Source organism: Aeromonas sp. Y311-2 (genome assembly GCF_027706025.1).
Classification (GTDB): Bacteria; Pseudomonadota; Gammaproteobacteria; order Enterobacterales; family Aeromonadaceae; genus Aeromonas; species Aeromonas veronii.
In genome coordinates, this window is the sequence record NZ_JAPDCL010000001.1 from 15,433 (window position 1) to 38,020 (window position 22,588).

A 22,588-nucleotide genomic window follows, 5' to 3' on the forward strand; every position below is an offset into this window, starting at 1 on the left:
TCGGATGGGGTGGCGATGAAACTGACCCTGCTCTCCCGCTGCATGCGCGCCCTGTTGCCCCGTTGCGTTCGCACCAAAGTGCGCTGGCGCCTGCTGCTGCTTACTTCGGTGCCCATCATGCTCACCCTGGTGGGCATGATTGCGCTCACCCTCTACTGGACCCTCACCTACAGCTGGCAGAACCTGCTCACCACGGTGCGCAGCGATCTCGGGGTGGCCCATCACGCCATCACGGTGCAGCAGCAGCGCCAGACCGAGCATCTCGAGCATCTGCGCGATGCCTGGGCCTTTCAGCTGCGGCTGCGGGAATCGCCGGATTTGCTGCATGACTGGGTGATGCCGCTGGCGGCCAACTATGGTCTCGATTTTCTGCGCTTGCGCCGCGGCCCCGAGCTGGATCAGCTGACGGCGCAGGAGCGCGCCGCTCTCACGGCCGGACGCAGCGTCAGCCACTTTGTGGTCTGGTCGCAGCAGGAGATGCTCGCCCTCTCCCCGCAACTGGCCAAGCGGGCCGTGCTGTGGCAGCGGGATGGCACCAGGGTGGTGGAGAACAGGGGGTTGATCAGTCTGTCACTGACCCCTGTGATGGGCCGCGACGGCTCCCTTTGGGCCGTGCTGGAGGGGGGGGAGCTTGTCAACGGCAGCACCCGGCTGGTGGATGAGCTCAAGGGTCAGGTGTTTGCCAAAAACACTCTGCCGGATGGCAGTGTCGGCACCGTCACCCTGTTTCTCGACGATCTGCGGGTGAGCACCAACGTGCCGGTCAGCAGCAGTCGTCAGGTGGGTCGGGCGGTGGGCACCCGGGTCTCGCCGCCGGTGCGCGAACAGGTGCTGGGGCGAGGGGAGATGTGGGTTGACCGCGCCTTCGTCCACGACGCCTGGTATGTCTCGGGTTACGAGCCGCTGCTGGGAGCCAGGGGCGAGCGGATCGGCATGCTCTATGTGGGCTTTCTCGAGTGGCCCATTATCCGCACCTACCTCACCAATCTGGTGGAGCTGGGTTCCGGCGTAGTGCTGCTGTTGCTGCTCTCCGGCCTGCTGGTCTATCGCGGCGCGCGGGATCTCTTCTCCCCCATCGAGCGGATGCACAAGGTGGTGCGGCAGGTGCAGGCCGGGGAGTCGGCTCGCATCGGCCCGCTGGCCCTCGACCCTGACCACGAGCTGGCCCAACTCGGTCGCCAGTTCGACGCCATGCTGGACAGGCAAGAAGCGCATCAGCAGCAGATGGCTCGCAGCGCCGACGAGCTGGAGCAGAAGGTGGCCGAGCGTACCCAAAGCCTCGAGCTCAAGACCGCCGAGCTGGAAGATCATATTCATATGCTGACCGAGGCGCGCCAGCAGCTGCTGATCAGCGAGAAGCTGGCGGCCCTCGGCGAGCTCTCCGCCGGGGTGGCCCATGAGATCAACAATCCGCTAGCGGTGATCCTCGGCAATGTGGAGCTGATGAAGCTGGAGCTGGGGGAGGCGGCCGAGCCGGTCAGCGAGGAGCTGGCGCTGGTGCTGGCCCAGATCGAGCGCATTCGTGCCATCACCCGCAGCCTGCTGCAATACTCTCGCCCTGGCGATTACGAGACCGCGCCGGTGTGGCAGCACCTCAACCCCATCATCGAGGAGAGCCTGACCCTGGTGCGCTCCGCCCTGCGTCAGCAGCAGGTGGAGCTGGTGGCCGATCTCAAGGCCCAGCAGCCCATCGAGGCGGATCGCCAGCAGCTGTTGCAGGTGCTGATAAACCTTCTGGTCAACGCCAGCCACGCGCTGTGGGAGCAGGGGGAGATCCGGGTCGAGAGCCGCGACTGGGTCGATGAACTGGGTCAGCTGCGCGGGGCAGAAGTGCGGGTGATCGATAACGGCAGCGGCATCGAGGCGGCCATTATCGACAAGATCTTCGACCCCTTCTTCACCACCCGCGCCACCGGCACCGGTCTGGGGCTGGCCCTGAGTCACCGCATCATCAGCCGCTGGGGTGGGGAGCTGTTGGTGGACTCCACCCCGGGGCAGGGGAGCTGCTTTACCGTGCGGCTGCGCAGCCACGCCCTGCTGCCCAGCGGCAGCGAGCCCGCGAAACTGGAAGGGTGGCGCATTGCCCTCAATGCCGAGGGGCGTGAGACAAGCGATTGATGCTGTTATAAAAAGGCCCGTTATAAAAACAGCCCGTCAACATGGTTGGCGGGCTGTTTTGTTGGTGGGTGAGTGGTTATTTACTGCGGACTCCACACCAGCTTGCCGCTCTGGGTCAGGTCATAGCCGCCGAGGCGGGCCGCCAGCTCGCGTCCCTCGGGGGATTGCAGCCAGCCGATCAGCTGTTGCAGCAGGGTGCGAAAGAAGACCCCCTGCGGCATCACCAGATCGAAGCACTCCTGCGACAAGGGCATAAAGCCGAGGCCAAACTCGGTGGCGGTACTCTGGGCGCCGGGCCCGACATCCGCATCGCCGCGGCTGATGGCGGCAGCCAGCTCCCGCTCGCTATTGACCTCGAGGGTGCGCTCCAGCCGGGTCAGCGACTCCCCCTGAGTTTGCAGCCACTCCTGCAGGGCGCGCTGGCTGCCAGCCCCCTCCTGACGCATGGCCCAGCGCCAGTCGAGCGCCTCTTTCGCCTCCTTGGGTTGCAGCCCCTGCCGCAGCACCAGCCCCTGCACCCGCCTGAATCCATGAACGATCACCCATTGCCGGTGGCCCTGATACTGCTGCACCAGCGCCGGATGGCGCAGGTGGGCCTCTTCGGCCTGCCCCCAGTGGATGGCGCAGAGATCCACATGGCCGCGCGCCAGCATCGCCAGCCCCTGACGGGTGCCGCACGGGGTGTAGCCCACCAGTGCCTGGGTGCCGAGCTGCTGTGCCAAGCGGCTGCTGGCGTAGTGCAGCAGCACATCGTCCGAGCCCGCCAGCAGCAGCCGGTCGTTCATCACCCCCTCGTGGCAACTGCCGAGCAGCCAGCGATCGAGCAGGGAGCGGGGAAACAGCCACTTTCCGGTCGCCTTGGTGGCGGGGATGCGCGCCTCGTTGGCGAGCTGGTAGACCTTCTTCTCGTTGAGATCGAGGTATTCCGCCACCTGCTTCACGTTCATAAACTCGTTCATGACTTAATCCCGCATCCCGCGACCGGCCGGACTGGGCGCCAGCACCGGCGGCTTCTCGTCCAGCTCGATATGGTCGTGGCCGCTGAATACCTCGAAATGGCGCCCTTTGGCGCGGGCAATCATGGTGATACCGAGCTGACGGGCCAGATCCAGCCCCATCTGGGTGACGCCGGAGCGCGACAGCAGCACAGGAATGCCCATCTGCGCCACCTTGATCACCATCTCCGAGGTGAGCCGCCCTGTGGTGTAGAAGATCTTGTCGTGGCCACTCTCGCCGCGCATCCAGAGCTCGCCCGCCAGAGTATCCACCGCATTGTGGCGCCCCACATCCTCGACAAAGGAGAGGATTTCGCTGCCGCGACAGATGGCGCAGCCATGCACAGCACCCGCCATCTTGTAGGTTTCGTTATGAGCCGACAGCGCCTTGAGCAGGGCGTAGAGAGTACTCTGTTTAAGCTCGGGCGCCGCTAGCACGACCCCTTCGAGCTTTTTCATCACGCTGCCATACATGGTGCCCTGACCGCAGCCGGAGGTGACCGTCTTCTTCTCCAGCGCTTGGTCGAGATCGGCGGCCTGCTGACTGCTCACCACGGCGGCGGCCTCGCTCTCCCAGTCGACGATCACCGACTCGATGGCTGCAATATCCTCGATAAAGCCCTGATTTTTCAGATAACCCAGCACCAGCGCCTCGGGGCGGGCCCCCAGCGTCATCAGGGTTACGATCTCCTTCCAGTTGAGGTAGACCGTCAGTGGCCGCTCACAGGCGATTTGGCGGGTGTTCATCGTGCCCTGTTCATCCATCACCTCGACGGCCATGGTGAGCTGGGCGGCGGCATTGCTTTTGATAAAGGTCGGTGTCATGGGCCCCTCGCGACCGATTGCCAGGATCTAAGGGGAGGGATACAGCAAGTTTTGTTCCAGATTACTTTTGGTTTAGGTTCTCTTCTTATGGAGTTGAGTAGGTTCGAATAGCAAAGCGTATTCGAACAATCGCGATATTCGTGGCATTGAAATTGTGCGTATTGCGTCGGGTAGTAACACAATGTGTGGCTTTACGGCTATCAAAGGAAAACGGGATGGCAAATTGGCAACGAGCAAGGCAGCCCAGTGTAATTTGGTTCTTTACCGTTAACCTCCTGAAACGGCGCGAAAACCGGTTGCTGGTGACGCAGATCGGTTGCGCCATGTCGTTGCCAAGGTGAAACAGGCTCGCCCTACCTGACTATCTTCATTGAATTCTCTCCTTACCAGAGGGGGAGATTGATTTTCCTCTGCGTTGGCGGTTGATAAAAAGTTACTTCTCTTGTGTCTTGCCACTATAGATTTACGTAGTTAGACCCGGCTGCGACATTGCGAACGGGGTATTTGGCTGCGTAATTATTGGGAGCATTTTATTCGGGCTGAAGAGGATTGCCGTCGCCATATGGATTATGTCCATCGTAATCCACTTAAGCATGGCCATGCAATCCTCTTAATGTTTTTTGTCGCTCTTGTCTAACCTATGGCCTTGATTATAGGTCTGAGACTGTTAGTACTTGCAGTAAAGTGTCATCGTAACTTTCGATTTCAGATAAGCGAATAGCTTGATTTAATAGCATGGATTCAAATAAATTTCTGGCAAGACGGCCATTTGCGAACATATCAGTTGAGTTTCTATAGTTTGAAAACTTATCAATCAATGCGATTTCTAGTTCCTTCTCTAATGTGTAGTCATTTCTTTCAGCCATTCTTTTTACGATGCTGACCAATTCTTCATTGCTGTAGTCTTCGAACTCAATAAAAAAGTTAAAGCGAGATTTAAGGCCAGGGTTTGCATTCAAAAATTGCTCCATTTCGTTTTTATAGCCTGCGACAATAATTACAATGTCATCACGGTAATTCTCCATGGCAACCATAAGAGTTTCTATTACTACCTTGCCAAAGTCATTATCATCACCAGCTAAAGCATATGCCTCATCAATAAAAAGAACACCACCTTTGGCTTCTTCAAGAATCTTGTTAGTAATTATCTCTGACTTTCCAATATATTCTCCAACAAGGTCTGAACGCTTGACTTCTCTAAATCCCCCTTGACTAACCAATCCATAAGCTTTAAATAATTTACCAATAATCCTAGCTACAGTGGTTTTGCCTGTTCCTGGGTTACCAGTAAATACAATATGTCTTCCAACTGAAACGGACTGTAAGCCTAATTTTTTCCTTTTCTGTTGAATTGTACTAAAAGCAATAAGCTCTTTTATTTTTCTCTTAACACTAGACAAACCTACTATGTCGTTTAGTTCATTCTGAATGGAAGATATTTCATTGCACACAATGTTAGTGGTTTTCTTTAAGTTTGTTTGCGCCCCGCAAAGATTACAGATTGATGTTATAGAGGCCTGTTTTCCATTGTATTTAATATTGAGTGTTGAACATATCATTTTAATGTCATGATATGTAAGGCAATTTAAAATTTGCGACATGTGCAATGACGTGAGGGCTCGATTAATTAATTCGCTTTTGCATCCAGTGCCACTTAAACCGTTTTCCCTAAGGACCATCTGCAAATCATATTTATAGAGCTGATTTAAAATATCGAAAGGTTTCATTATGTATCTCATTGTTTTCAATGGTTATTAGAAATTTGAAATTCGAAACCCATACATATTTAGTGGGTTCGATTGATACACATTACTGTCTGTGATTACGCTTTTCAATAACAGAGGAAAAAATTGAGAGATAAGAGCTTGGATTGATATTCTCCTGTTGGGAATTGTTCGAATGGCGAAGCGTATTCGAACGGTAGTGTATTGGAATTGCTGCGTCCCCTGTCCGCCTTGATGGAACACTCCATCCTGCCTTGGCCCCACTCTTGCTAAGTCTTATCCCATTGATGGTCGTGGCCGCCATAAATCTCCTGCCGTGATCCGCCCCGAACAGGGTGGATCACGGGGGAGGGCGGCCCGGCAGAGACCTTCTGATGGGAGCCGTGACAGTGCAAGAGACAACCAAACCCCTCTCCCCGCAGCGCTGGCTGCAACTGGAGTTAAAGGCCATCAACAGCCAGGTTGGCCGCTGGCAGAGCCGCCGTTTCGAGATAGCGGCGCTCCATCCCGCCGAGCCCGAGGCTGCCGGTGCCTTGCCCCTTACCCTGTTTCGCGATGAGCGGGGGGATTATCGCTTCAACCTGAGCTCCGGCTCGCCCCGCCTGTTTGTCACCGGAAGCCGCGTGGACAGTGGCTTTGTGGCCGATGGCTTCACCCTGAGCCAGACCGTGGCCGCCGCCTATATGGATGGCGAGCGGCAGGTGCTCTCCTGCCCGCTGCCCGAGGCGCTGCAAGCCTGGGTGGAGGCCTTTATCGGTCGTCACGGTGAGCTGCTGGAGGCCCGCCGCAAGGGCAAGAAGGGCAAGGGGCGGGCGCAGGATCAGCTGGGTGTCGATAGCCAGGATCAAGCCAGCTGTGGCGCCGTCAAGGCCACCGGCCCCGATGGCCGCGAGCGTGGCAGCGACGCCGGAACCTGTGCTGTAAACAAGGCCGGAAACAGCGCCCATGAGTGAGTTCCTCAAGCGCTGGTCGTCTCGCAAGAGCGAGGCGCGCAAGCATCAGCCATTGCAGCCACGAGAAGAGGCCACCCCTGAGGCGCTTGCGACCCCTATCGATGGCAGTGGCGAAGCTGAAACTCCAGATACTGCGCTGGATAGCCCCGTAGTCAGTACTGACAAGGGGAGCGAAGTTCCTCTCCACCTCGAAGGGGAAAAGCCGCGCGGATCAGAGCCCAAAACGGCCCCTTCAGAGAAGCCGGTACTCCCCGACAAGGAGGCACTGCGGGCCATGTTTCGCAGCTACAAGCCGGATGGGCTCGACGACTACACCCAAGATTTCAGCCAGCCCGAATTGCTGCCCGCAGCCCTGAGCGCCGGGCTGCGCAACTGGCTGGTGGAGCAGGTGAGCACGCCCGATGGCGAAGCGCCTCATTTAACCGCTGCCGCCCCCGACCCGGCGATTGTGGCCGCCACGGCCATACCCAGCGAACCGCAAGGGTTGGCTGATAACCATTCTCAAAACCCTACCGATGATCGGGACATTTTGGTTGGCCATGATGGACAAAATGTCCCAACCAAGGGTGGGGGAATGGAGCATTTGGGATCCTGACTCCCTGCCAGTCACTTTTTTCCTGGGGGAGTTGGCTCGGCTCTTGCTCTCCCAGCTGACCAACAAGCACGCCATCCCACGAGGTGGCGCGCACAGGAGTGCATGTGAGCATCGAACAACCCATAACAACATCCGTCGCAACTCTGACCGCCGATGGCGTGGCCGCGCGCAACGAACGTGCCCGCGCCCATGCCCTGCAGCATACGGTCAAGACCGACAACCTGATCCCGACCACCGTCTCCTACCAGAGTCAGGGGCGCTTGTTGCTGGTCGGCCCGGAAGACAGCATTCGCCGCGCCGCCAGTCTGCTGCCCCAAGGCGTGATGCCGACCCTGCTGGTGACCGAATCCATTTATGACGCCGAGGCGGCGGATCTCGAGGCCATCTTCGAGGCTACCGCCACCCTGGATGCCCTGACCCTGCGCGAGCCGAGCCTGACCGGGTATCTCGGCCAGTTCCAGCTCACCGGCCTCAATGGTCAGGGTGAGCGGGTTAACCTTGCGGCGCTCTGCTTTTCACAACAAGCGACGATGGGTAGTGAGCCGCGCTTCGATTTGGTGGCTGATCTGGGCCGCGTCCCGCTGTTTGCGCTGGAACGCCCGCCAGTCGGTTATCTGCATCTTGCCGATGATCAAGGGCTGGCCGAACGGCTTGCCGAGCTCTGTGCGCTGACAGGTATTTTTGACAAGCCTCGCTATTTTCGCCTCGACCCCGAGGCGTGCGCCTTTACCGCCCGCGGCGTGCCCGGTTGCAGCCGCTGCCTCGATGTCTGCCCGACCGATGCCCTCAAGCCCATTAATGGCCGCATCCAGATCGATCCCCATCTCTGTCAGGGCTTCGGTAGCTGCGCCTCTGCCTGTCCGACCGGGGCGATTGCCTATCACCAGCCCGATGCCAACACCAGCGGCGACTACCTGCTGCGCTTGCTCAAGCACTACCGGGATGCGGGCGGCGAAGCGCCGCAGTTGCTGATCGCCGGTGAAAACGAGCGCGAATGGGTGGAAGCCGATCTCACCCGCCTGCCCGCCAACTGGCTGCCGGTCTGGGTGGAGGAGAGCGCGAGTTTAGGCATCGAGAGCTGGTTCGCCGCCCTCGCCTATGGCGCCAGTGCGGTGCGCATTGCGCTCGGTGATGATGCTCCCGCAAGTGTGCGGGCATTGGTTGAGCGGGAGCTGGCGAGCGCCGCCGTGCTGTTGGCGGGCGCCGGTCTTGCTGCCAATCGTATTGCCCTGTTTAACGGCGATGCCGAAATGGATGAGTCTCTTTACGCGCAGTCAGCCGTTGCCCTGCTGGACAAGCCGCTGAAAGGGGATAAACGGGAGAACCTGTTTGCCGCCTTCGATGCCCTCTGGCAGGCCAACGAAGGGAACCGCGAGCCGCTGGCGGTGCCTCACGGCGCCCCATACGGCAGAGTGGAATTGAAAGAAGCTGACTGCACCCTCTGCATGGGCTGCGTGGCGGTCTGCCCGAGCCGCGCCCTGCATGCGGTTGGGCACACGCCAGGCCTTAACTTTATCGAGCAGGATTGCATCCAGTGCGGCATGTGCGAAAAGGCGTGCCCCGAGCAGGCCATTGTACTGGTGCCTCGCCTGCAACCTGTGCCCGAGGCGCGCCGCGCCGTGCAGAGCCTGAAAGCCGAAGAGGCTGCCTGCTGCATTCGCTGCGGCAAGCCGTTCGCACCCGCCTCTATGATCCGCCGCATCCAGCAAAAACTGGCCGGTCACTCCCACTTCCAGAACGAGGCCGCCCAGCGGCTGCTGATGTGCGAGGACTGTCGCGTCAAGGATGTGTTTGCGGCGCTGGCGGCGGATCCCGTCTCCCAGCTCAAGGTATGAGGGGCCAGTGATGAGTGAACAACATAACGAAAAGGCTGGCGAACTGACCATGACCGAACTGGAACAGAGTAGCGCCGATCTCTACGCCCTGCTGGCAAGCCTCTGGCGCGCCGCCCCCCGTGGCGAACAGCTCGCCTGGCTGCAAGGGTTGCAGCCGATGCCGGGCCCCTTTGCCAGAGGGCTCGGGCTGGTGCAGCTGGCGGCCAGCAGCCACCACGAAAACGAGCTTGCCGAGGAGTATCAGGATCTCTTTATCGGGCTGGGGCGCGGGGAGATCGTGCCGTTTGCCTCCTGGTATCTCACCGGCTCATTGATGGAGCTGCCGCTGGCGGTGCTGCGCGCAGATCTGCAGTCCCTCGGTTTCGAGCGCCAGAGCGGAGTGTGCGAGCCGGAAGATCATCTGGCCGCCCTCTGTGAGGTGATGGCGGTACTGATTGCCGAGCAGCACCCGGAGCGCAACCGCTTCTATGAACGCCACCTTGCCCCCTGGGTACTCGCCTGCTGCCGCGATCAGCAACAGGCGAAAGGGGGCAGCTTCTACCGGGCGGTCGGCGCCCTTGCCGAAGATTTCTTCAAGCTGGAAAACGAATTGCGCCTGCCGTTTGGTGCCTGCGTGGTGCCGGGCTGAACGCCCTTATCAGCGCATAACAAGAGCTGCGCATAACAAAACGAGCAGACGAGATATCCCATTGGACGCGAAGCTGGCGCGCAGGCGCCAGCAAGAACAACAACAGAGGTCACAAGAATGAGCGATGAACAGCTGAAAGACCCGTCTCGCCGCAATCTGATCAAGGGAGTTGGCGTGGTCGCCACCATAGGCGTGCTAGCCGGTGCCACCGGTCGGGTGGTGGGCAAAGAGGTGCTGACCCACGACACCGAGCCTGACAAGGGCTATCGGGAGACCCCCCATGTTCACGACTTTTATCGCACCCTGCGCGGCACCGACTGAGCCGGATCAGTGAAGGAGAACTCATGAAACTGACAAAACGTGCCGAGCAGCCCCAGGTGGGCGAGCAGGGCAATAAGGCCATTCGCGGTCAGGGGCTGACCCGTCGCGCCTTTATGGTCAACTCCGGTCTGGTGGCCGGTGGCGCCGTGGCCGCCGGTTGGCTGGCGCCAGCCATGATGCAGCGGGCCGAAGCCAAAACCGTGGCGGCCGACGTGCCGGTCGAGGTGAAGCGCACCATCTGTTCCCACTGCTCGGTGGGCTGCGGCGTCTATGCCGAGGTGCAGAATGGCGTCTGGACTGGTCAGGAGCCAGCATTCGATCACCCCTTCAACCTTGGCGGTCACTGTGCCAAGGGGGCGGCCCTGCGCGAGCATGGCCACGGTGAGCGTCGCCTCAAGTACCCGATGAAGCTGGTGGGCGGCAAGTGGCAGCGCATCAGCTGGGATCAGGCCATCGAAGAGGTGGGCAACGAGGTGCTGCGCCTGCGCAAGGAGTCCGGCCCCGACAGCGTCTACTGGCTCGGCTCCGCCAAGCACTCCAACGAGCAGGCCTACCTGTTTCGCAAGATGGCGTCCCTGTGGGGCACCAACAACGTGGATCACCAGGCGCGGATCTGCCACTCCACCACGGTCGCTGGCGTAGCCAACACCTGGGGCTACGGCGCCATGACCAACAGCCTGAACGACATGCACAACAGCAAGTCGATCATGTTTATCGGCTCCAACCCGGCGGAGGCTCACCCGGTCGCCATGCAGCACATCCTGCTGGCGAAAGAGCGTAACGGCTGCAAGATCCTGGTAGTCGACCCGCGTCGCACCCGCACCGCCGCCAAGGCTGACATGTACCTCTCTCTGCGTCCGGGTACCGACGTCGCCTTTATCTGGGGCATGCTCTGGCACATCTTCAAGAACGGCTGGGAAGACAAGGAGTTCATCCGCACCCGCGTCTACGGCATGGATGAGGTGCAAAAAGAGGTGGCGCGCTGGACCCCGGCCGAAGTGGAGCGGGTGACCGGCCTCAACGAACAGCAGGTCTATGGCGCCGCCAAACTGCTTGCCGACAACCGCCCCGGCTGCGTGGTCTGGTGCATGGGCGGCACCCAGCACACCACCGGCAATAACAATACCCGTGCCTACTGCATCCTCGAACTGGCCCTCGGCAACGTGGGCAAGAGCGGAGCGGGCACCAACATCTTCCGTGGTCACGACAACGTGCAGGGCGCCACTGACTTTGGCGTCACCTCCGACTCCCTGCCCGGTTACTACGGGTTGGAAGAGGGCTCCTGGAAGCACTGGGCCCGGGTGTGGGACGTCGATTACGAGTGGATCAAGGCGCGCTTTGACAACAAGGCCTACAACGGCAAGCTGCCGATGAACAACAACGGCATTCCGGTCTCCCGCTGGGTGGACGGGGTGCTGGAGAATGCCGATCTCATCGAGCAGGGCTCCAATATCCGCGCCATGTTCTACTGGGGCCATGCGGTCAACTCCCAGACCCGCGGCCCGGAAATGAAGAAGGCGATGCAAAAGCTCGACATGATGGTGATTGTCGACCCGTATCCCACCGTTGCCTCGGTGATGAACGATCGCACCGACGGCGTCTACCTGCTGCCGGCCACCACCCAGTTCGAGACCTATGGGTCCGTTACCGCCACCAACCGTTCCATGCAGTGGCGTGACAAGGTGATCGAGCCCCTGTTCGAATCCAAGGTGGACCACGAGATCATGTATCTGCTGAGCAAGAAGCTCGGTTTTGCCGACCAGCTGTTCAAGCACATCAAGGTAGAGAACAACCAGCCGCTCTTGGAAGACATCACCCGCGAGTACAACCGCGGTATGTGGAGCGTGGGCTACACCGGCCAGAGCCCGGAGCGGCTCAAGGCGCACCAGCAGAACTGGCACACCTTCCACAAGACCAACCTCAAGGCCGAAGGTGGCCCGGTCAGTGGCGAAGTGTATGGTCTGCCGTGGCCCTGCTGGGGTACCCCGGAGATGAAGCACCCCGGCAGCCACATCCTCTACGACACCAGTATTCCGGTCTCAGAAGGGGGCGGCGGTTTCCGTGCCCGTTTCGGCATCGAGTATCAGGGGGTCTCGCTGCTCGCTGAAGACTCCTGGCCAAAGGGAAGCGAAGTAGAAGATGGCTATCCCGAGATCACTGCCGACCTGATGAAGCAGCTCGGCTGGTGGGATGAGCTGACCGAGGCCGAGAAGAAAGAGGCCGAGGGCAAGAACTGGAAGACCGACCTCTCCGGCGGCATTCAGCGGGTTGCCATCAAGCACGGCTTCGTCCCGTATGGCAACGCCAAGGCGCGCTGCGTGGTGTGGACCTTCCCGGATCAGGTGCCCAAGCACCGCGAGCCGCTCTACACCCCGCGCCGTGATCTGCTGGCCGACTACGCCACCTGGCCTGATTCGAAGAGCCTGTGGCGCCTGCCGACCCAGTACGCCTCGGTGCAGGAGAAGGATGTCAGCAAGGAGTTCCCCATCATCCTCACCTCGGGCCGTCTGGTCGAATACGAGGGGGGCGGTGACGAGACTCGCTCCAACCCCTGGCTGGCTGAATTGCAGCAGGAGATGTTCGTCGAGATGAACCCGGCGGATGCCAACGACGTCGGCGTGCGCGACGGTCAGGATGTGTGGGTCGAGGGGCCGGAAGGGGGCCGGGTCAAGGTGAAGGCACTGGTGACCCCGCGGGTCAAACCGGGGCTCGCCTTTATGCCGTTCCACTTCGGCGGCCACTTCGAGGGCAAGGATCTGCGATCCAAATATCCGGAAGGGTCTGACCCCTATGTGCTGGGGGAGTCGGTCAACATAGTCACCACCTATGGTTATGACCCGGTCACCCAGATGCAGGAGACCAAGGTCACCCTGTGCCGTTTTCGCAAAGTAGGAGCCTGATCCCATGGCCAGAATGAAATTCATGTGTGACACCAAGCGCTGCATCGAGTGCAACGGCTGTGTGACGGCGTGCAAGAACGAGAACGACGATGCCCTGGAGTGGGGCATCCAGCGCCGCCGGGTGGTGACCCTCAACGACGGCCTGCCGGGGGAGACCTCCATCTCGGTCGCCTGCATGCACTGCACCGACGCTCCCTGCATGGCGGTCTGCCCGGCCGACTGCTTTTATCACACCGACGACGGCATAGTGCTGCACAACAAGGATCTCTGCATCGGTTGCGGTTACTGCCTGTTTGCCTGCCCGTTCGGAGCGCCCCAGTTCCCGAAGACCGCCGCCTTCGGCGATCGGGGCAAGATGGACAAATGCACCTTCTGTGCCGGCGGCCCGGAAGAGGATCACAGCGAGGCGGAGCGCCAGAAGTACGGTGCCAACCGTATCGCCGAGGGCAAGCTGCCCATGTGTGCCGAACTCTGCTCCACCAAGGCACTGCTGGCGGGGGATGCGCAGGTGATCTCCGACATCTTCCGCGAGCGGGTTGCCTATCGCGGTGCTCCTCACGCAGCTTGGGGGGCTGATGAACAGGCGCTCTATCGCGACGCCAGCAAACCTCACGATGGCAGAGGCAAGGGGCTCAAGCTTGGCAAGCAGGAGGATGGCCAATGAGACACTGGCTGACAGCGCTGCTGACGGCCTTGCTGCTGTTCAGCGCGCCCGGCTTCGCTGATGCGCAGAAAGAGGCGGTCGGCTTTGCCGGTGCCGATTATTGGCGGGCGGTGAAGGATGGGCAGGAGGGGGTGACCACCTCCCGCTCGCCGGAGCACGGGGTACTTATCTCGGTGCCGGGCCAACTCTGGTTTGAGGTGAAGACCAAGTGGGTGTCGCCGCTCGGTGCCATCGCTATTTTCGGGTCGCTCGCCATGTGTGGCCTGATGTATCTGGTGGTGGGGCAGACCAAGCTCTCCAAACCGCGCACCGGGCGCAAGCTCAAGCGCTGGAGCAGGCTGGATCGGGCGCTGCACTGGACCACGGCGGCCATGTTCCTGACCCTCTCCGGGTCGGGGCTGGCCATCATCTACGGCAAGTACTTCATCAAGCCGGTGGTGAGCCTCGGGGTGTGGGAGAACTGGATCTGGTTTGCCAAGGTGTTCCACAACTACGTGGGGCCGCTCTTCTTCCTCTGCCTGATGGGGGTACTCATCAAGTGGTTCCGCCACAACATCGTCAACATGGTGGATGTGCAGTGGTTCATGAAGTTTGGCGGCATGCTCGGCAAGCACAAGGGAAGTCACCCCTCGGCGGGCTTCTCCAACGGTGGCGAGAAGGCGATCTTCTGGCTGCTGATCTGGTTTGGCGGAATAGTCGTGGCGACCGGGCTGTTCCTCGATTTCCCCATCTTTGGCCAGCTGCGCCGCCAGATGGAGTGGGCCAGCTTTATCCATATCGTCGGCGCCTTGATCCTTATCTGCGGTTTTATCTTTCATATCTACATGGGGCTGTTCCAGCTGGAAGGGGCGCTGGAGGGGATGGTGACCGGCGAGGTGGACGAGACCTGGGCCAAGGAGCACCACGACCTCTGGTATGAAGAGGTGAAACACACCCTCGATGAGCCCAAGGCGGGCAAATCAAGTTGATGGTCGACAAAGAGTAAAGAGAAGGGGCGCTGCGGCGCCCCTTTTGATGGCGGGTCGATGGTGATGGCAAATTGATTGAGCGATGCCGCAAACGGCGATGGTTTTTTGGGCCACCTTGAGCAACAGTAACAGGGGTTCCATTCACACAAGGGATGACAAATGATGAGAAAAGCATGGCTGGCAGCGGTATGTGCATCTGCGCTCTTCGGTGGTATTGCGGGCGTGGCGCAGGCGGCTGACGGGATCAAGACCCAGCAGGTGCAGTTCAAGAAGGGGGAGTCAGGGGCGACTATCAACGGCACCATTCAGGGTAGCCAGACCCTCGATTACAAGCTGACGGCCAACAAGGGCCAGAGCATGGTGGTGATCCTGACCGGCAAGCCCTACTTCAATATTCTGCCGCCGGGCAGCAAGGGGGAGGCGATGTTTATCGGTTCTACCGAAGGGAACAACTTTGAGGCGACCCTGCCCGCCAAGGGCACTTATACCATTCGGGTCTACCAGATGGGGGCGGCCGAGAGCAGCAAGGCCAAGACGCCGTTCAAGCTGGAGGTGGGCATCAGCGGCTAATGCCAGCAGCTGACAAGCATCACAGAGGTGGCGGCCACAAAGGGCCGCCACCGTTGTTTTATCCCCTCTGTTTTTGCCTCGCCAAGGTCAATATTCCCCCCGGGCCAGCCGTTCGAAGTAGCGCTTATAACGTCCGCTGGCGATGGCCTGCTGCAACTGCTGATTGAATTGATCCCGCAGTTTGGCTGAGCCCGGCATCTTGCGCGGGAACATCACGAAGCTGTCGTTGCGCAGAAAAGGGGTTTGACTGTGGGTGATGAGTGCCGCGCTGGCGGGGTCGAGCTGGCTCTGCAACTCGGCCAGACCGACTCGCAGCTCTTGTGGATAGAGGTCGATCCGCCCGCGCAGCAGCTTGCCGAAATTCTGCTTCACGTCGGTGACTTTCTGTTGGGTTACCTTGCCATCGGCCACCATCTTGTCCAGCTCGGGCCCGTAGCTATAGGCGATATCACCCCCCAACCGCATACCGATGATCTGCTCAAGGCGCTCGGCCTGCAGCTGCCGTGATTTGAGGGAGAAGAAGACAAACTGCTCCTGCAGCACCGCTTCGCTAAACAGAAAATCCTGCTCCCGCTCCGGTTTGTGCATCCAGACGGCGGTGGCGTCGTAGAGCTGGCTGTTGGCCGCCAGCGAATAGACCCGGCCCCAGGGGGCGAAGTGGAACTTCACCTCATAGCCCGCCTCCTTGAACAGATCGCTGATAAGGTGGGCCACTGGACCGTGCTGTTTTGACTGCTCGGAGACGAAAGGGGGCCATTCACCCACGATGATGTTGAGCACCCGGCCCGGAGCGGCGAGAGCCGACTGGCAGGTCAGAAACAACCACAGAGCAAGCAGCGGGATCAGGCGCATGGCAGAAAGAAGGGGACGCAGGCTGGCAGAGGCGAGGGCATCAGGTCACTCCCGGCTGTGATGCGGTGAAAGGGGCTGGGTTGCCCGCAATGCTAACATGAGTCTCATTCCTTGCCGTGGATATTTGTCTCGTCGGGGCCGCCGGGCGCCTATTTTGGCCGCAGGGTATGCCCAAGCTCACAAAACCGATCGAGTAAACGTCATATGATTGATTTCATTATGAGTCTTGCTCTCCTGCCGAACGGCAATTTCACGTAAATCAAAGAGAATGACTATGGCTACCGGACAATATCTGCTGTGGAAAGATGCACAGGGACAGGATTTTCGCCCCGTTGCACTGACCGGCACTGATCTGCTTAACAATCGATACCTCAACAAGGGCACAGCCTTCACCGAACAGGAGCGGGCCGATTTTGATCTCGATGGTTTGCTGCCGCCTCAGGTGCAAACTTTTGAAGCCCAGCTCGAGCGAGTGTATGAGGGGTTCAAGAGCGCTTGCAGCGATATCGAGAAGTACCAGAACCTGCGTGCCCTGCAGGATCGCAACGAGACTCTCTTCTATGCCCTGTTGTCACGCCATGTGGAGGAGATGACTCCCTACATCTATACCCCGACCGTGGGCAAGGCGTGTCAGGAGTTCAGCCACCGCTTCCAGAAGCCGCGGGGCCTCTACATCACCCCGGACAACGTGGATGACATGGGCAGTCAGGCCCGTCACTTCGATGCCAAATCGATCCGCATCATAGTCGTCACCGATAGCCAGGGCATTCTGGGGATCGGCGACCAGGGTGTTGGCGGCATGGGGATCCCCATCGGCAAGCTGGCGCTCTATACCTTGGGTGCCGGTATTCACCCCGCCTGCTGCATGCCCATCGCGCTGGATGTGGGCACCGACAACCAGAAACTGCTCGATGACCCCATGTATCTGGGCCGCCCGCACAAGCGCATTCGCGGCAAGGAGTATGAGGAGTTCATCGACAAGTTCGTGCAGGGGGTCAAGCGCCACTTCCCCAACGCCGTGCTGCAGTGGGAAGACTTCAGCAAATCCAACGCCTTCAACAATCTGGCCCGCTACCAGCAGGCACTGCCGTCATTCAACGATGACATTCAGGGCACCGGTGCCGTGGTACTGGCGGGCATCATAGGGGCTGTCAAGGTCAAGGGTGAGACCCTGGGCCAACAGAACTATCTGGTCTATGGCGCGGGTGCAGGCGGGGTCGGCGTGGCGGATCAAATCTGCGCTGGGATGATCCGCGAGGGAATGGATCCGCAGGCGGCCCGCGATCGCATCTACATTCTGGATACCCAGGGGCTGGTGTGTGATAACCGGGATGGGCTTGATGAGTACAAGCGTCGCTACGCCAAACCGGGGCTGCTGCTGGCCGGTTGGGACACCGAGGTGCCCGGCAAGGCTAATCTGGCCGATGTGCTGCGTCATGTGCCCATTACCGTGCTGCTGGGTACCAGTGGCTCGGGCGGTGCCTTCCAGGAAGAACACATCCAGCTGATGCTGCAGCATTGCGAGCGCCCCATGGTGTTCCCGCTCTCCAACCCGACCGCCAACTGTGAAGCGCTGCCGGAAGATATCTACCGTTGGAGCAATGGCAAAGCCATTGTTGCGACTGGCAGCCCGTTCAAGGATGTGAGCTACGAGGGGCAGGCGTTCCGAGTCGGGCAGGGCAATAACGTCTTTATCTTCCCCGGTGTAGGTCTGGCGGCCATCGTCAGCCAGCTCCGCGAGATCACACCCGATGTCTTCACTACAGCCGCCTTTGCGCTGGCCGAGTGCGTGAGTGAGGTGGACCTGGCGAAAGGAGCCGTGTATCCCCGCATTCGCGAGCTGCGCAGCATCTCGGTGCATGTGGCGACCGCCGTGCTCAAGGATATCGTGCGCCGGGATCCCTCCCACCCGCTGATCGGTCAGGATTTGCAGCAGCATATCCTCAACCACATGTGGGAGCCGGTTTACCTGCCCTATCGTCGGGTATAACCGCATATTCACCGCTCGGATAACGGGTCGGTAAAGATGACAAGGGGGTAGCACTGCTATCCCCTTTCGTTTACCCCGTGGCATTCACTAAGTTCGCAATGGCCGCCAGCGCCCTTGCTGATTGCGACAGGCGGTATCCTGCCACTGCTGGCTCGCCTTGCCGATATAGAGTTGCTCGCGATAGTCGCGGCACCACTCCCCACTGGTATGGCGGAAGGTGCGTAGCGGGGTGACGCTACCCGCGTGACGATTAGCCGGATTGAACCAGGTGAGGCTCTGCCCTTTGGTGCGGGTTTCCAGCGCCTTGGCAAGGGCCTGATTGGCCAGTTGAACATCTGCCTTATCCATCTGATGGTAAAGCGGCGGAGTGTCGACCGTGGCGCAGCCAGTGAGGCTGAGCAGGAGGAGTGGTAACAGATATCGCATCATGGTTGCCCCTGTTGGCGAAAACCGTTGTTGAGCAGCGCCCGCTCCTGCTCATCGGTAAGCACTTGCTGGCGATCATCGACCGTGCCATCACCTCTTAGTTTGTTGCCGTTGGCATCGACAGCATCCACACCGTTGTCATCGACCGTGCCATCGCCCCTGAGTTTGTTGCCGTTGGCATCGACAGCATCTACGCCGTTGTCATCGATGGTTCCATCACCCCTGAGCTGGTTGCCGTTGGCATCGACGGCATCCACGCCGTTGTCATCGATGGTGCCATCACCTCTGAGCTTGTTGCCGTTGGCATCGACGGCATCCACACCGTTGTCATCGATGGTGCCATCGCCTCTGAGCTTGTTGCCGTTGGCATCGACGGCATCCACACCGTTGTCATCAACGCCATTGCCAAACCCGCGGCCACCCCCATGGCGTTCTCCCCCTGCATGTTTTTCTCCACCAGCATGCCGTTCACCTCCACCATGCTGCTCTCCGCCGGCATGCTCGCCTTGGCCGCCACTGTCATCGCTGCCCCCATCGCTGTCGCTGCCACCGCTGCTGTTGCTGCCACCGTCGTTGTCGCTGTCGCCGCTGTTGCTGCCTCCGCCGCTGTTGCTGCCTCCACCGCTGTTGCTGCCTCCGCCGCTGTCGCTGTCTCCGCCGTTGTCGCTGCTACCGCCGCTGTTGCTGCTACTGCCGCTGTTGCTGCCACCGCCGCTGTTGCTGCCTCCACCGCTGTCGCCACCACCACTGCTGCCCCCACTGCCCCCATCGCCATCTTTGTTGTGAACGATCAGCTCATTGGCGATGTAGCTGTGGCTGCCATCGAGCAGCAGATTGAAGAGTGCGGTAGTGGGAGGCGCCTCGATCCAGCAGAGTGACTCAACCAGCAGTAATTCCGGCTGGGGTTGCAGGGCCAGATTGCCCGTCACCATGACAGGTGCCGGGCGACACATTATCTGCATGCCGGTAAATAGCGGCAGCACCGCCAGTTGCGGGTTTTCGGTTCGTGTCATGGCCGGTGAGATGGCAGCCCAGCCCCGAGTGGTCAGCAGAGGGTGCTCTGCGGTAAAGAACGGGGGCAGATCATTGATCCCGTAGAGTCTGCGCTTGCCTAGTATGACCCGTTCGATCGCCAGGATCCGGTTACTGCCGCCGTGCTGATCCAACACCCGTTCACCGACCCGCAGCGTCTCTATAGGGCGGGTGGAGCCATCGGCCATCGTGATGCGAGTGCCGGCGATAAAGCAGGACTTGGCATAGGCCTGATTCATTTGCCACTCATTGTGGGCGAAATCATAACTGAACGGGTTTGCAAACAGGGCGAGTGCGATGGCCGAGCCGATCAGCAATCTGCGCTGGCTGGCCTTGAATGGGGGCTGTGACATGGGGACTCCTTGTCCATCTTGATTCACAGGATCCATTATAGAGCGCCCCCTGGCGGCGGCATTTTTGACCATGAACACAATAAACATGATGGAAAAACGATTGGCGTTCGTCACAATAATGCGTAAAATCGCATACTCGATGCTTGTAGCAACGAATCCCGCCTAAAAAGCCAGTTTCATGCCCTTCCCAAGCAGTAAAAGGTAACAAGTGACGCATTTGTGTTCATTTCGCGCCTTGAAAAAGTCTTGTGATGACTGAAAAGTGATAAATATCCCCATCAGTTATCAAAAAATTAAGGACATCCATGTTTTCCTTAGTCAAGCAAAGTGTCGCCGGGCTGCAAATCCTGTTTGTCGCCTTCGGCGCCATGGTTCTGGTGCCCCTGCTCACCGGACTGAACCCCTCCATGGCCCTGCTTGGCGCCGGTGTGGGCACCCTGTTGTTCCAGCTCTGCACCCGCCGCCAAGTCCCGATTTTCCTCGGTTCCAGCTTTGCCTTCATCGCTCCCATCATCTACGCCACCCAGACCTGGGGATTGCCATCCACCATGTTTGGCCTGTTTGCCGCCGGTTTCATGTATTTCATTCTGGCTGCGCTGATCCGGGCAAAAGGGATGGGTTTTGTGCACAAATTGCTGCCCCCGGTGGTGATTGGCCCGGTGATCATGGTCATCGGTCTTTCTGTGGCGCAGGTTGCCTGCAACATGGCGATGGGCCGTGCCGGTAGTGAGCAGGTGGTACCTGCGGGGACTGCGCTGACGCTGGCCGGTATCTCGCTGGCGGTCACCCTGATTGCAGCTGTGTTCTGCAAGGGGTGGATCAAGCTGATCCCCATCCTGTGCGGCGTGATTGTCGGTTATGTCTCGGCGGTGTTCATGGGCCAGGTGAGTTTCGATGGCATGGTGAACGCCCCCTGGCTGGCGCTGCCCCACTTCGAAACCCCGGAGATCAACTGGGCTGCTGCGTTGTTCATGTTGCCGGTAGCCATCGCCCCCTGTATCGAGCATATCGGTGGCGTGTTGGCGATTGGTGGCGTGACTGGCAAGGATTACACCAAGGATCCGGGTTTGCACCGTACGCTGGCCGGTGACGGCATCGGCGTCTGCTTCGCCGGTTTCATCGGTGGCCCACCCGTGACCACCTACGCCGAAGTGACAGGTGCCGTGATGATCACTCGCAACTTCAATCCGGTCACCATGACCTGGGCTGCGGTGTTTGCCATCATTCTGGCCTTCTTCGGCAAGTTCAATGCGCTGCTTACCTCCATCCCCATGCCGGTGATGGGCGGTATCATGCTGCTGCTGTTCGGATCCATCGCTGCCATCGGTCTCAAGACGCTGGTGGAATCCAAGGTGGATCTGGGACTGTCACGCAATATCGCCATCGTCGCCGTGACTCTGACCGTCGGTGTCGGTGCGCTGGAGATGAAGATTGGCGACTTCGCGCTGGCCGGCGTTGGCCTGGCCTCTGTTGCCGCCATCCTGCTCAACCTGATCCTGCCTGCGCACTCCGAAGAAGGTGTGATGGACGCGGCCAAGGATTGAGTTCCACCAGACGTTCATTGTTAATTTGGAGAAGGCCACCTCGCGGTGGCCTTCTGTTTTTCGGGTATCTCGCGCCATTTTTCGGCTCGGCGGAGCTCATCTGGAATCTAATCTGGAAGCAGATGAGGGGGTTAGCATTCTCATTTGACGTATCTCTTTTCGTGACCTTAGCTAAAGGACAGGTTTGGCTCTGAGGTCTCCTCGAGCAGTATGGGAAAATGGATGTTGGCGTTTTCTATCATTTCTCTCCCAGACCCCTGTCATAAAACGATGCGCTTTTTCTTTGCCACGGCGCTGTTGTATGGCAGAGGCTTATCCGCCCCACTCCGCACTCCCCTTATGCTGCCCTGGCATGTTTCCTCCTCGATTTGTTGTGAGCCTCCCTCGCCGGTTGCGTTTCGTTGCGCACAGGCAAAATCCGTATCTGTTTGCTGCTGCACATGGGTGGGCGGCGAGCCGTGAAAGCCGGCATGACCCCAGCGGGTCAGACGTGCACCGCCATCGGTAACGGCGGATGTTCAGGGATGAATGGCAAGCAAAGCGAGGTTGCAATGAACTATCAACTGCTGTGGAAAAGTGCAATTTTTTCAGTCTCTTCCATGATGGCGATAAGCGCTGTTCAGGCTGCGCCACTGAACGTGATGACCGAGGATTACCCGCCATTCAACATGCAGGGGGAGGGGGGCAAGATTGTCGGGCTGTCGACCGAGGTGGTCGAAGAGCTGTTCAAGCGTGCTGGAGTCGAATACAAGCTGACCCTGATGCCCTGGAAACGGGCGTACGAAGATACCCTCGGTACTCCCAATACCGCCCTCTACTCCACGACCCGTACTCCGGAGCGGGAAGCACTGTTCAAGTGGGTCGGGCCGCTGGTCAATAACAACTGGGTGTTTTTCTCCAGCTCGACCGCCAATATCACGGTCAAGTCGCTGGAAGATGCCAAGCAGTATTCGGTGGGTGGCTATAACGGCGATGCGGCCGCCGAGTATCTCAAGGCCCAGGGATTTGCCAAGTTGCAGCTGGCGGCCAACGACACCGCCAACGTGAAGAAACTGGAGGCGGGCCGCATCGATCTTTGGGCAACCGGCCAGTATCTGGCGCCCTATCTGGCCAGCAAGGAGAAGGTGGCCTCACCCAAGCCGGTCTTCGTGTTCAAGGAAACCCAGATGAGCTTGGCGTTTAACAAGGACACGCCCGATGAGCTCATCACCAAGCTTAACGAGATCCTCGCTGCCATGAAGGCGGATGGCACCATCGACAAGATCAATGCCAAGTACCAGTAACAGTACCAATAG

At 59.6% G+C, this 22,588-nt stretch carries 19 protein-coding genes; 13 read left to right on the forward strand and 6 right to left on the reverse strand.

The annotated features are described in order from the left end of the window. Positions 1-15: 15 nt before the first annotated feature. Positions 16-2,118, forward strand: a complete 2,103-nt coding sequence (locus OKC42_RS00095; RefSeq protein WP_270818824.1) for a sensor histidine kinase — start codon at positions 16-18, stop codon at positions 2,116-2,118. Positions 2,119-2,198: 80 nt separating this feature from the next. On the opposite strand, the gene OKC42_RS00100 is transcribed toward OKC42_RS00095, so the two are convergent. The 3 genes from OKC42_RS00100 to OKC42_RS00110 all read right to left on the reverse strand — a co-directional run bounded on the left by OKC42_RS00100 (position 2,199) and on the right by OKC42_RS00110 (position 5,665). Further along, positions 2,199-3,065, reverse strand: coding sequence for a helix-turn-helix transcriptional regulator (locus tag OKC42_RS00100; protein ID WP_013723539.1), 867 nt, complete (start codon positions 3,063-3,065; stop codon positions 2,199-2,201). Positions 3,066-3,080: 15 nt separating this feature from the next. Continuing rightward, positions 3,081-3,938 (reverse strand): formate dehydrogenase accessory sulfurtransferase FdhD, encoded by an 858-nt coding sequence (locus tag OKC42_RS00105; protein ID WP_270818825.1) that lies wholly within the window; start codon positions 3,936-3,938, stop codon positions 3,081-3,083. A gap of 650 nt (positions 3,939-4,588) precedes the next feature. Further along, positions 4,589-5,665 carry an AAA family ATPase gene (locus OKC42_RS00110; protein ID WP_179214378.1) on the reverse strand — a complete coding sequence of 359 codons (1,077 nt, stop codon included), beginning with the start codon at positions 5,663-5,665 and terminating at the stop codon, positions 4,589-4,591. Between the two features lie 371 nt (positions 5,666-6,036). Between OKC42_RS00110 and OKC42_RS00115 the strand changes: the two genes are divergently transcribed. From OKC42_RS00115 to OKC42_RS00155, 9 genes are all read left to right on the forward strand, one after another. Beyond that, complete coding sequence (locus OKC42_RS00115) at positions 6,037-6,615, forward strand: DUF3305 domain-containing protein (RefSeq protein ID WP_270818826.1); 579 nt, start codon at positions 6,037-6,039, stop codon at positions 6,613-6,615. Then, positions 6,608-7,210, forward strand: coding sequence for a DUF3306 domain-containing protein (locus OKC42_RS00120; RefSeq protein ID WP_270818828.1), 603 nt, complete (start codon positions 6,608-6,610; stop codon positions 7,208-7,210). The genes OKC42_RS00115 and OKC42_RS00120 overlap by 8 nt, the downstream gene beginning before the upstream one ends. A gap of 104 nt (positions 7,211-7,314) precedes the next feature. Continuing rightward, entirely contained in the window at positions 7,315-9,045 is a 1,731-nt protein-coding gene (locus OKC42_RS00125) for a 4Fe-4S dicluster domain-containing protein (protein ID WP_270818830.1), read from the forward strand. 10 nt (positions 9,046-9,055) lie between these two features. Beyond that, positions 9,056-9,673 (forward strand): TorD/DmsD family molecular chaperone, encoded by a 618-nt coding sequence (locus OKC42_RS00130; protein WP_075114851.1) that lies wholly within the window; start codon positions 9,056-9,058, stop codon positions 9,671-9,673. A gap of 117 nt (positions 9,674-9,790) precedes the next feature. Continuing rightward, positions 9,791-9,994, forward strand: a complete 204-nt coding sequence (locus OKC42_RS00135) for a transcriptional initiation protein Tat (RefSeq protein ID WP_005303194.1) — start codon at positions 9,791-9,793, stop codon at positions 9,992-9,994. A 23-nt stretch (positions 9,995-10,017) separates the two neighbouring features. Next, positions 10,018-12,894, forward strand: coding sequence for a formate dehydrogenase subunit alpha (locus OKC42_RS00140; protein ID WP_270818832.1), 2,877 nt, complete (start codon positions 10,018-10,020; stop codon positions 12,892-12,894). A gap of 4 nt (positions 12,895-12,898) precedes the next feature. Beyond that, positions 12,899-13,558, forward strand: coding sequence for a formate dehydrogenase FDH3 subunit beta (fdh3B, locus tag OKC42_RS00145; RefSeq protein ID WP_005353752.1), 660 nt, complete (start codon positions 12,899-12,901; stop codon positions 13,556-13,558). After that, positions 13,555-14,526 (forward strand): formate dehydrogenase subunit gamma, encoded by a 972-nt coding sequence (locus OKC42_RS00150; protein ID WP_005353740.1) that lies wholly within the window; start codon positions 13,555-13,557, stop codon positions 14,524-14,526. The genes fdh3B and OKC42_RS00150 overlap by 4 nt, the downstream gene beginning before the upstream one ends. Before the next feature lie 159 nt (positions 14,527-14,685). Further along, positions 14,686-15,096, forward strand: a complete 411-nt coding sequence (locus OKC42_RS00155) for a hypothetical protein (RefSeq protein WP_013723543.1) — start codon at positions 14,686-14,688, stop codon at positions 15,094-15,096. 87 nt (positions 15,097-15,183) lie between these two features. Here OKC42_RS00155 and OKC42_RS00160 read toward each other — a convergent pair whose 3' ends face one another. Then, entirely contained in the window at positions 15,184-15,948 is a 765-nt protein-coding gene (locus OKC42_RS00160; RefSeq protein ID WP_270818833.1) for a substrate-binding periplasmic protein, read from the reverse strand. Between the two features lie 274 nt (positions 15,949-16,222). Here OKC42_RS00160 and OKC42_RS00165 point away from each other — a divergent pair, with 274 nt between their 5' ends. Beyond that, complete coding sequence (locus OKC42_RS00165; protein WP_270818835.1) at positions 16,223-17,938, forward strand: NAD-dependent malic enzyme; 1,716 nt, start codon at positions 16,223-16,225, stop codon at positions 17,936-17,938. 87 nt (positions 17,939-18,025) lie between these two features. Here the strand turns inward: OKC42_RS00165 and OKC42_RS00170 are convergent, their stop codons facing one another. Further along, a complete protein-coding gene (locus OKC42_RS00170; RefSeq protein WP_270818837.1) occupies positions 18,026-18,367 on the reverse strand; it encodes an RT0821/Lpp0805 family surface protein in 342 nt (113 codons plus the stop codon). Continuing rightward, entirely contained in the window at positions 18,364-19,749 is a 1,386-nt protein-coding gene (locus OKC42_RS00175; protein ID WP_270818838.1) for a hypothetical protein, read from the reverse strand. The genes OKC42_RS00170 and OKC42_RS00175 overlap by 4 nt, the downstream gene beginning before the upstream one ends. Before the next feature lie 305 nt (positions 19,750-20,054). Here OKC42_RS00175 and OKC42_RS00180 point away from each other — a divergent pair, with 305 nt between their 5' ends. Together OKC42_RS00180 and OKC42_RS00185 are read left to right on the forward strand one after the other, a co-directional pair. Continuing rightward, positions 20,055-21,293 carry a uracil-xanthine permease family protein gene (locus OKC42_RS00180; RefSeq protein ID WP_258721742.1) on the forward strand — a complete coding sequence of 413 codons (1,239 nt, stop codon included), beginning with the start codon at positions 20,055-20,057 and terminating at the stop codon, positions 21,291-21,293. A 551-nt stretch (positions 21,294-21,844) separates the two neighbouring features. Then, positions 21,845-22,576 carry a substrate-binding periplasmic protein gene (locus OKC42_RS00185; RefSeq protein WP_005334783.1) on the forward strand — a complete coding sequence of 244 codons (732 nt, stop codon included), beginning with the start codon at positions 21,845-21,847 and terminating at the stop codon, positions 22,574-22,576. Positions 22,577-22,588: the final 12 nt, after the last annotated feature.

Excerpts from the sequence above, each read along its gene's own strand:
- OKC42_RS00095 (WP_270818824.1), top strand. The coding sequence starts at position 16 with ATGAAACTGACCCTGCTCTCCCGCTGCATGCGCGCCCTGTTGCCCCGT.
- OKC42_RS00100 (WP_013723539.1), bottom strand. The coding sequence starts at position 3,065 with ATGAACGTGAAGCAGGTGGCGGAATACCTCGATCTCAACGAGAAGAAG.
- OKC42_RS00105 (WP_270818825.1), bottom strand. The coding sequence starts at position 3,938 with ATGACACCGACCTTTATCAAAAGCAATGCCGCCGCCCAGCTCACCATG.
- OKC42_RS00110 (WP_179214378.1), bottom strand. The coding sequence starts at position 5,665 with ATGAAACCTTTCGATATTTTAAATCAGCTCTATAAATATGATTTGCAG.
- OKC42_RS00115 (WP_270818826.1), top strand. The coding sequence starts at position 6,037 with ATGGGAGCCGTGACAGTGCAAGAGACAACCAAACCCCTCTCCCCGCAG.
- OKC42_RS00120 (WP_270818828.1), top strand. The coding sequence starts at position 6,608 with ATGAGTGAGTTCCTCAAGCGCTGGTCGTCTCGCAAGAGCGAGGCGCGC.
- OKC42_RS00130 (WP_075114851.1), top strand. The coding sequence starts at position 9,056 with ATGAGTGAACAACATAACGAAAAGGCTGGCGAACTGACCATGACCGAA.
- OKC42_RS00135 (WP_005303194.1), top strand. The coding sequence starts at position 9,791 with ATGAGCGATGAACAGCTGAAAGACCCGTCTCGCCGCAATCTGATCAAG.
- OKC42_RS00140 (WP_270818832.1), top strand. The coding sequence starts at position 10,018 with ATGAAACTGACAAAACGTGCCGAGCAGCCCCAGGTGGGCGAGCAGGGC.
- fdh3B (WP_005353752.1), top strand. The coding sequence starts at position 12,899 with ATGGCCAGAATGAAATTCATGTGTGACACCAAGCGCTGCATCGAGTGC.
- OKC42_RS00150 (WP_005353740.1), top strand. The coding sequence starts at position 13,555 with ATGAGACACTGGCTGACAGCGCTGCTGACGGCCTTGCTGCTGTTCAGC.
- OKC42_RS00155 (WP_013723543.1), top strand. The coding sequence starts at position 14,686 with ATGATGAGAAAAGCATGGCTGGCAGCGGTATGTGCATCTGCGCTCTTC.
- OKC42_RS00160 (WP_270818833.1), bottom strand. The coding sequence starts at position 15,948 with ATGCGCCTGATCCCGCTGCTTGCTCTGTGGTTGTTTCTGACCTGCCAG.
- OKC42_RS00165 (WP_270818835.1), top strand. The coding sequence starts at position 16,223 with ATGGCTACCGGACAATATCTGCTGTGGAAAGATGCACAGGGACAGGAT.
- OKC42_RS00170 (WP_270818837.1), bottom strand. The coding sequence starts at position 18,367 with ATGATGCGATATCTGTTACCACTCCTCCTGCTCAGCCTCACTGGCTGC.
- OKC42_RS00175 (WP_270818838.1), bottom strand. The coding sequence starts at position 19,749 with ATGTCACAGCCCCCATTCAAGGCCAGCCAGCGCAGATTGCTGATCGGC.
- OKC42_RS00180 (WP_258721742.1), top strand. The coding sequence starts at position 20,055 with ATGTTTTCCTTAGTCAAGCAAAGTGTCGCCGGGCTGCAAATCCTGTTT.
- OKC42_RS00185 (WP_005334783.1), top strand. The coding sequence starts at position 21,845 with ATGAACTATCAACTGCTGTGGAAAAGTGCAATTTTTTCAGTCTCTTCC.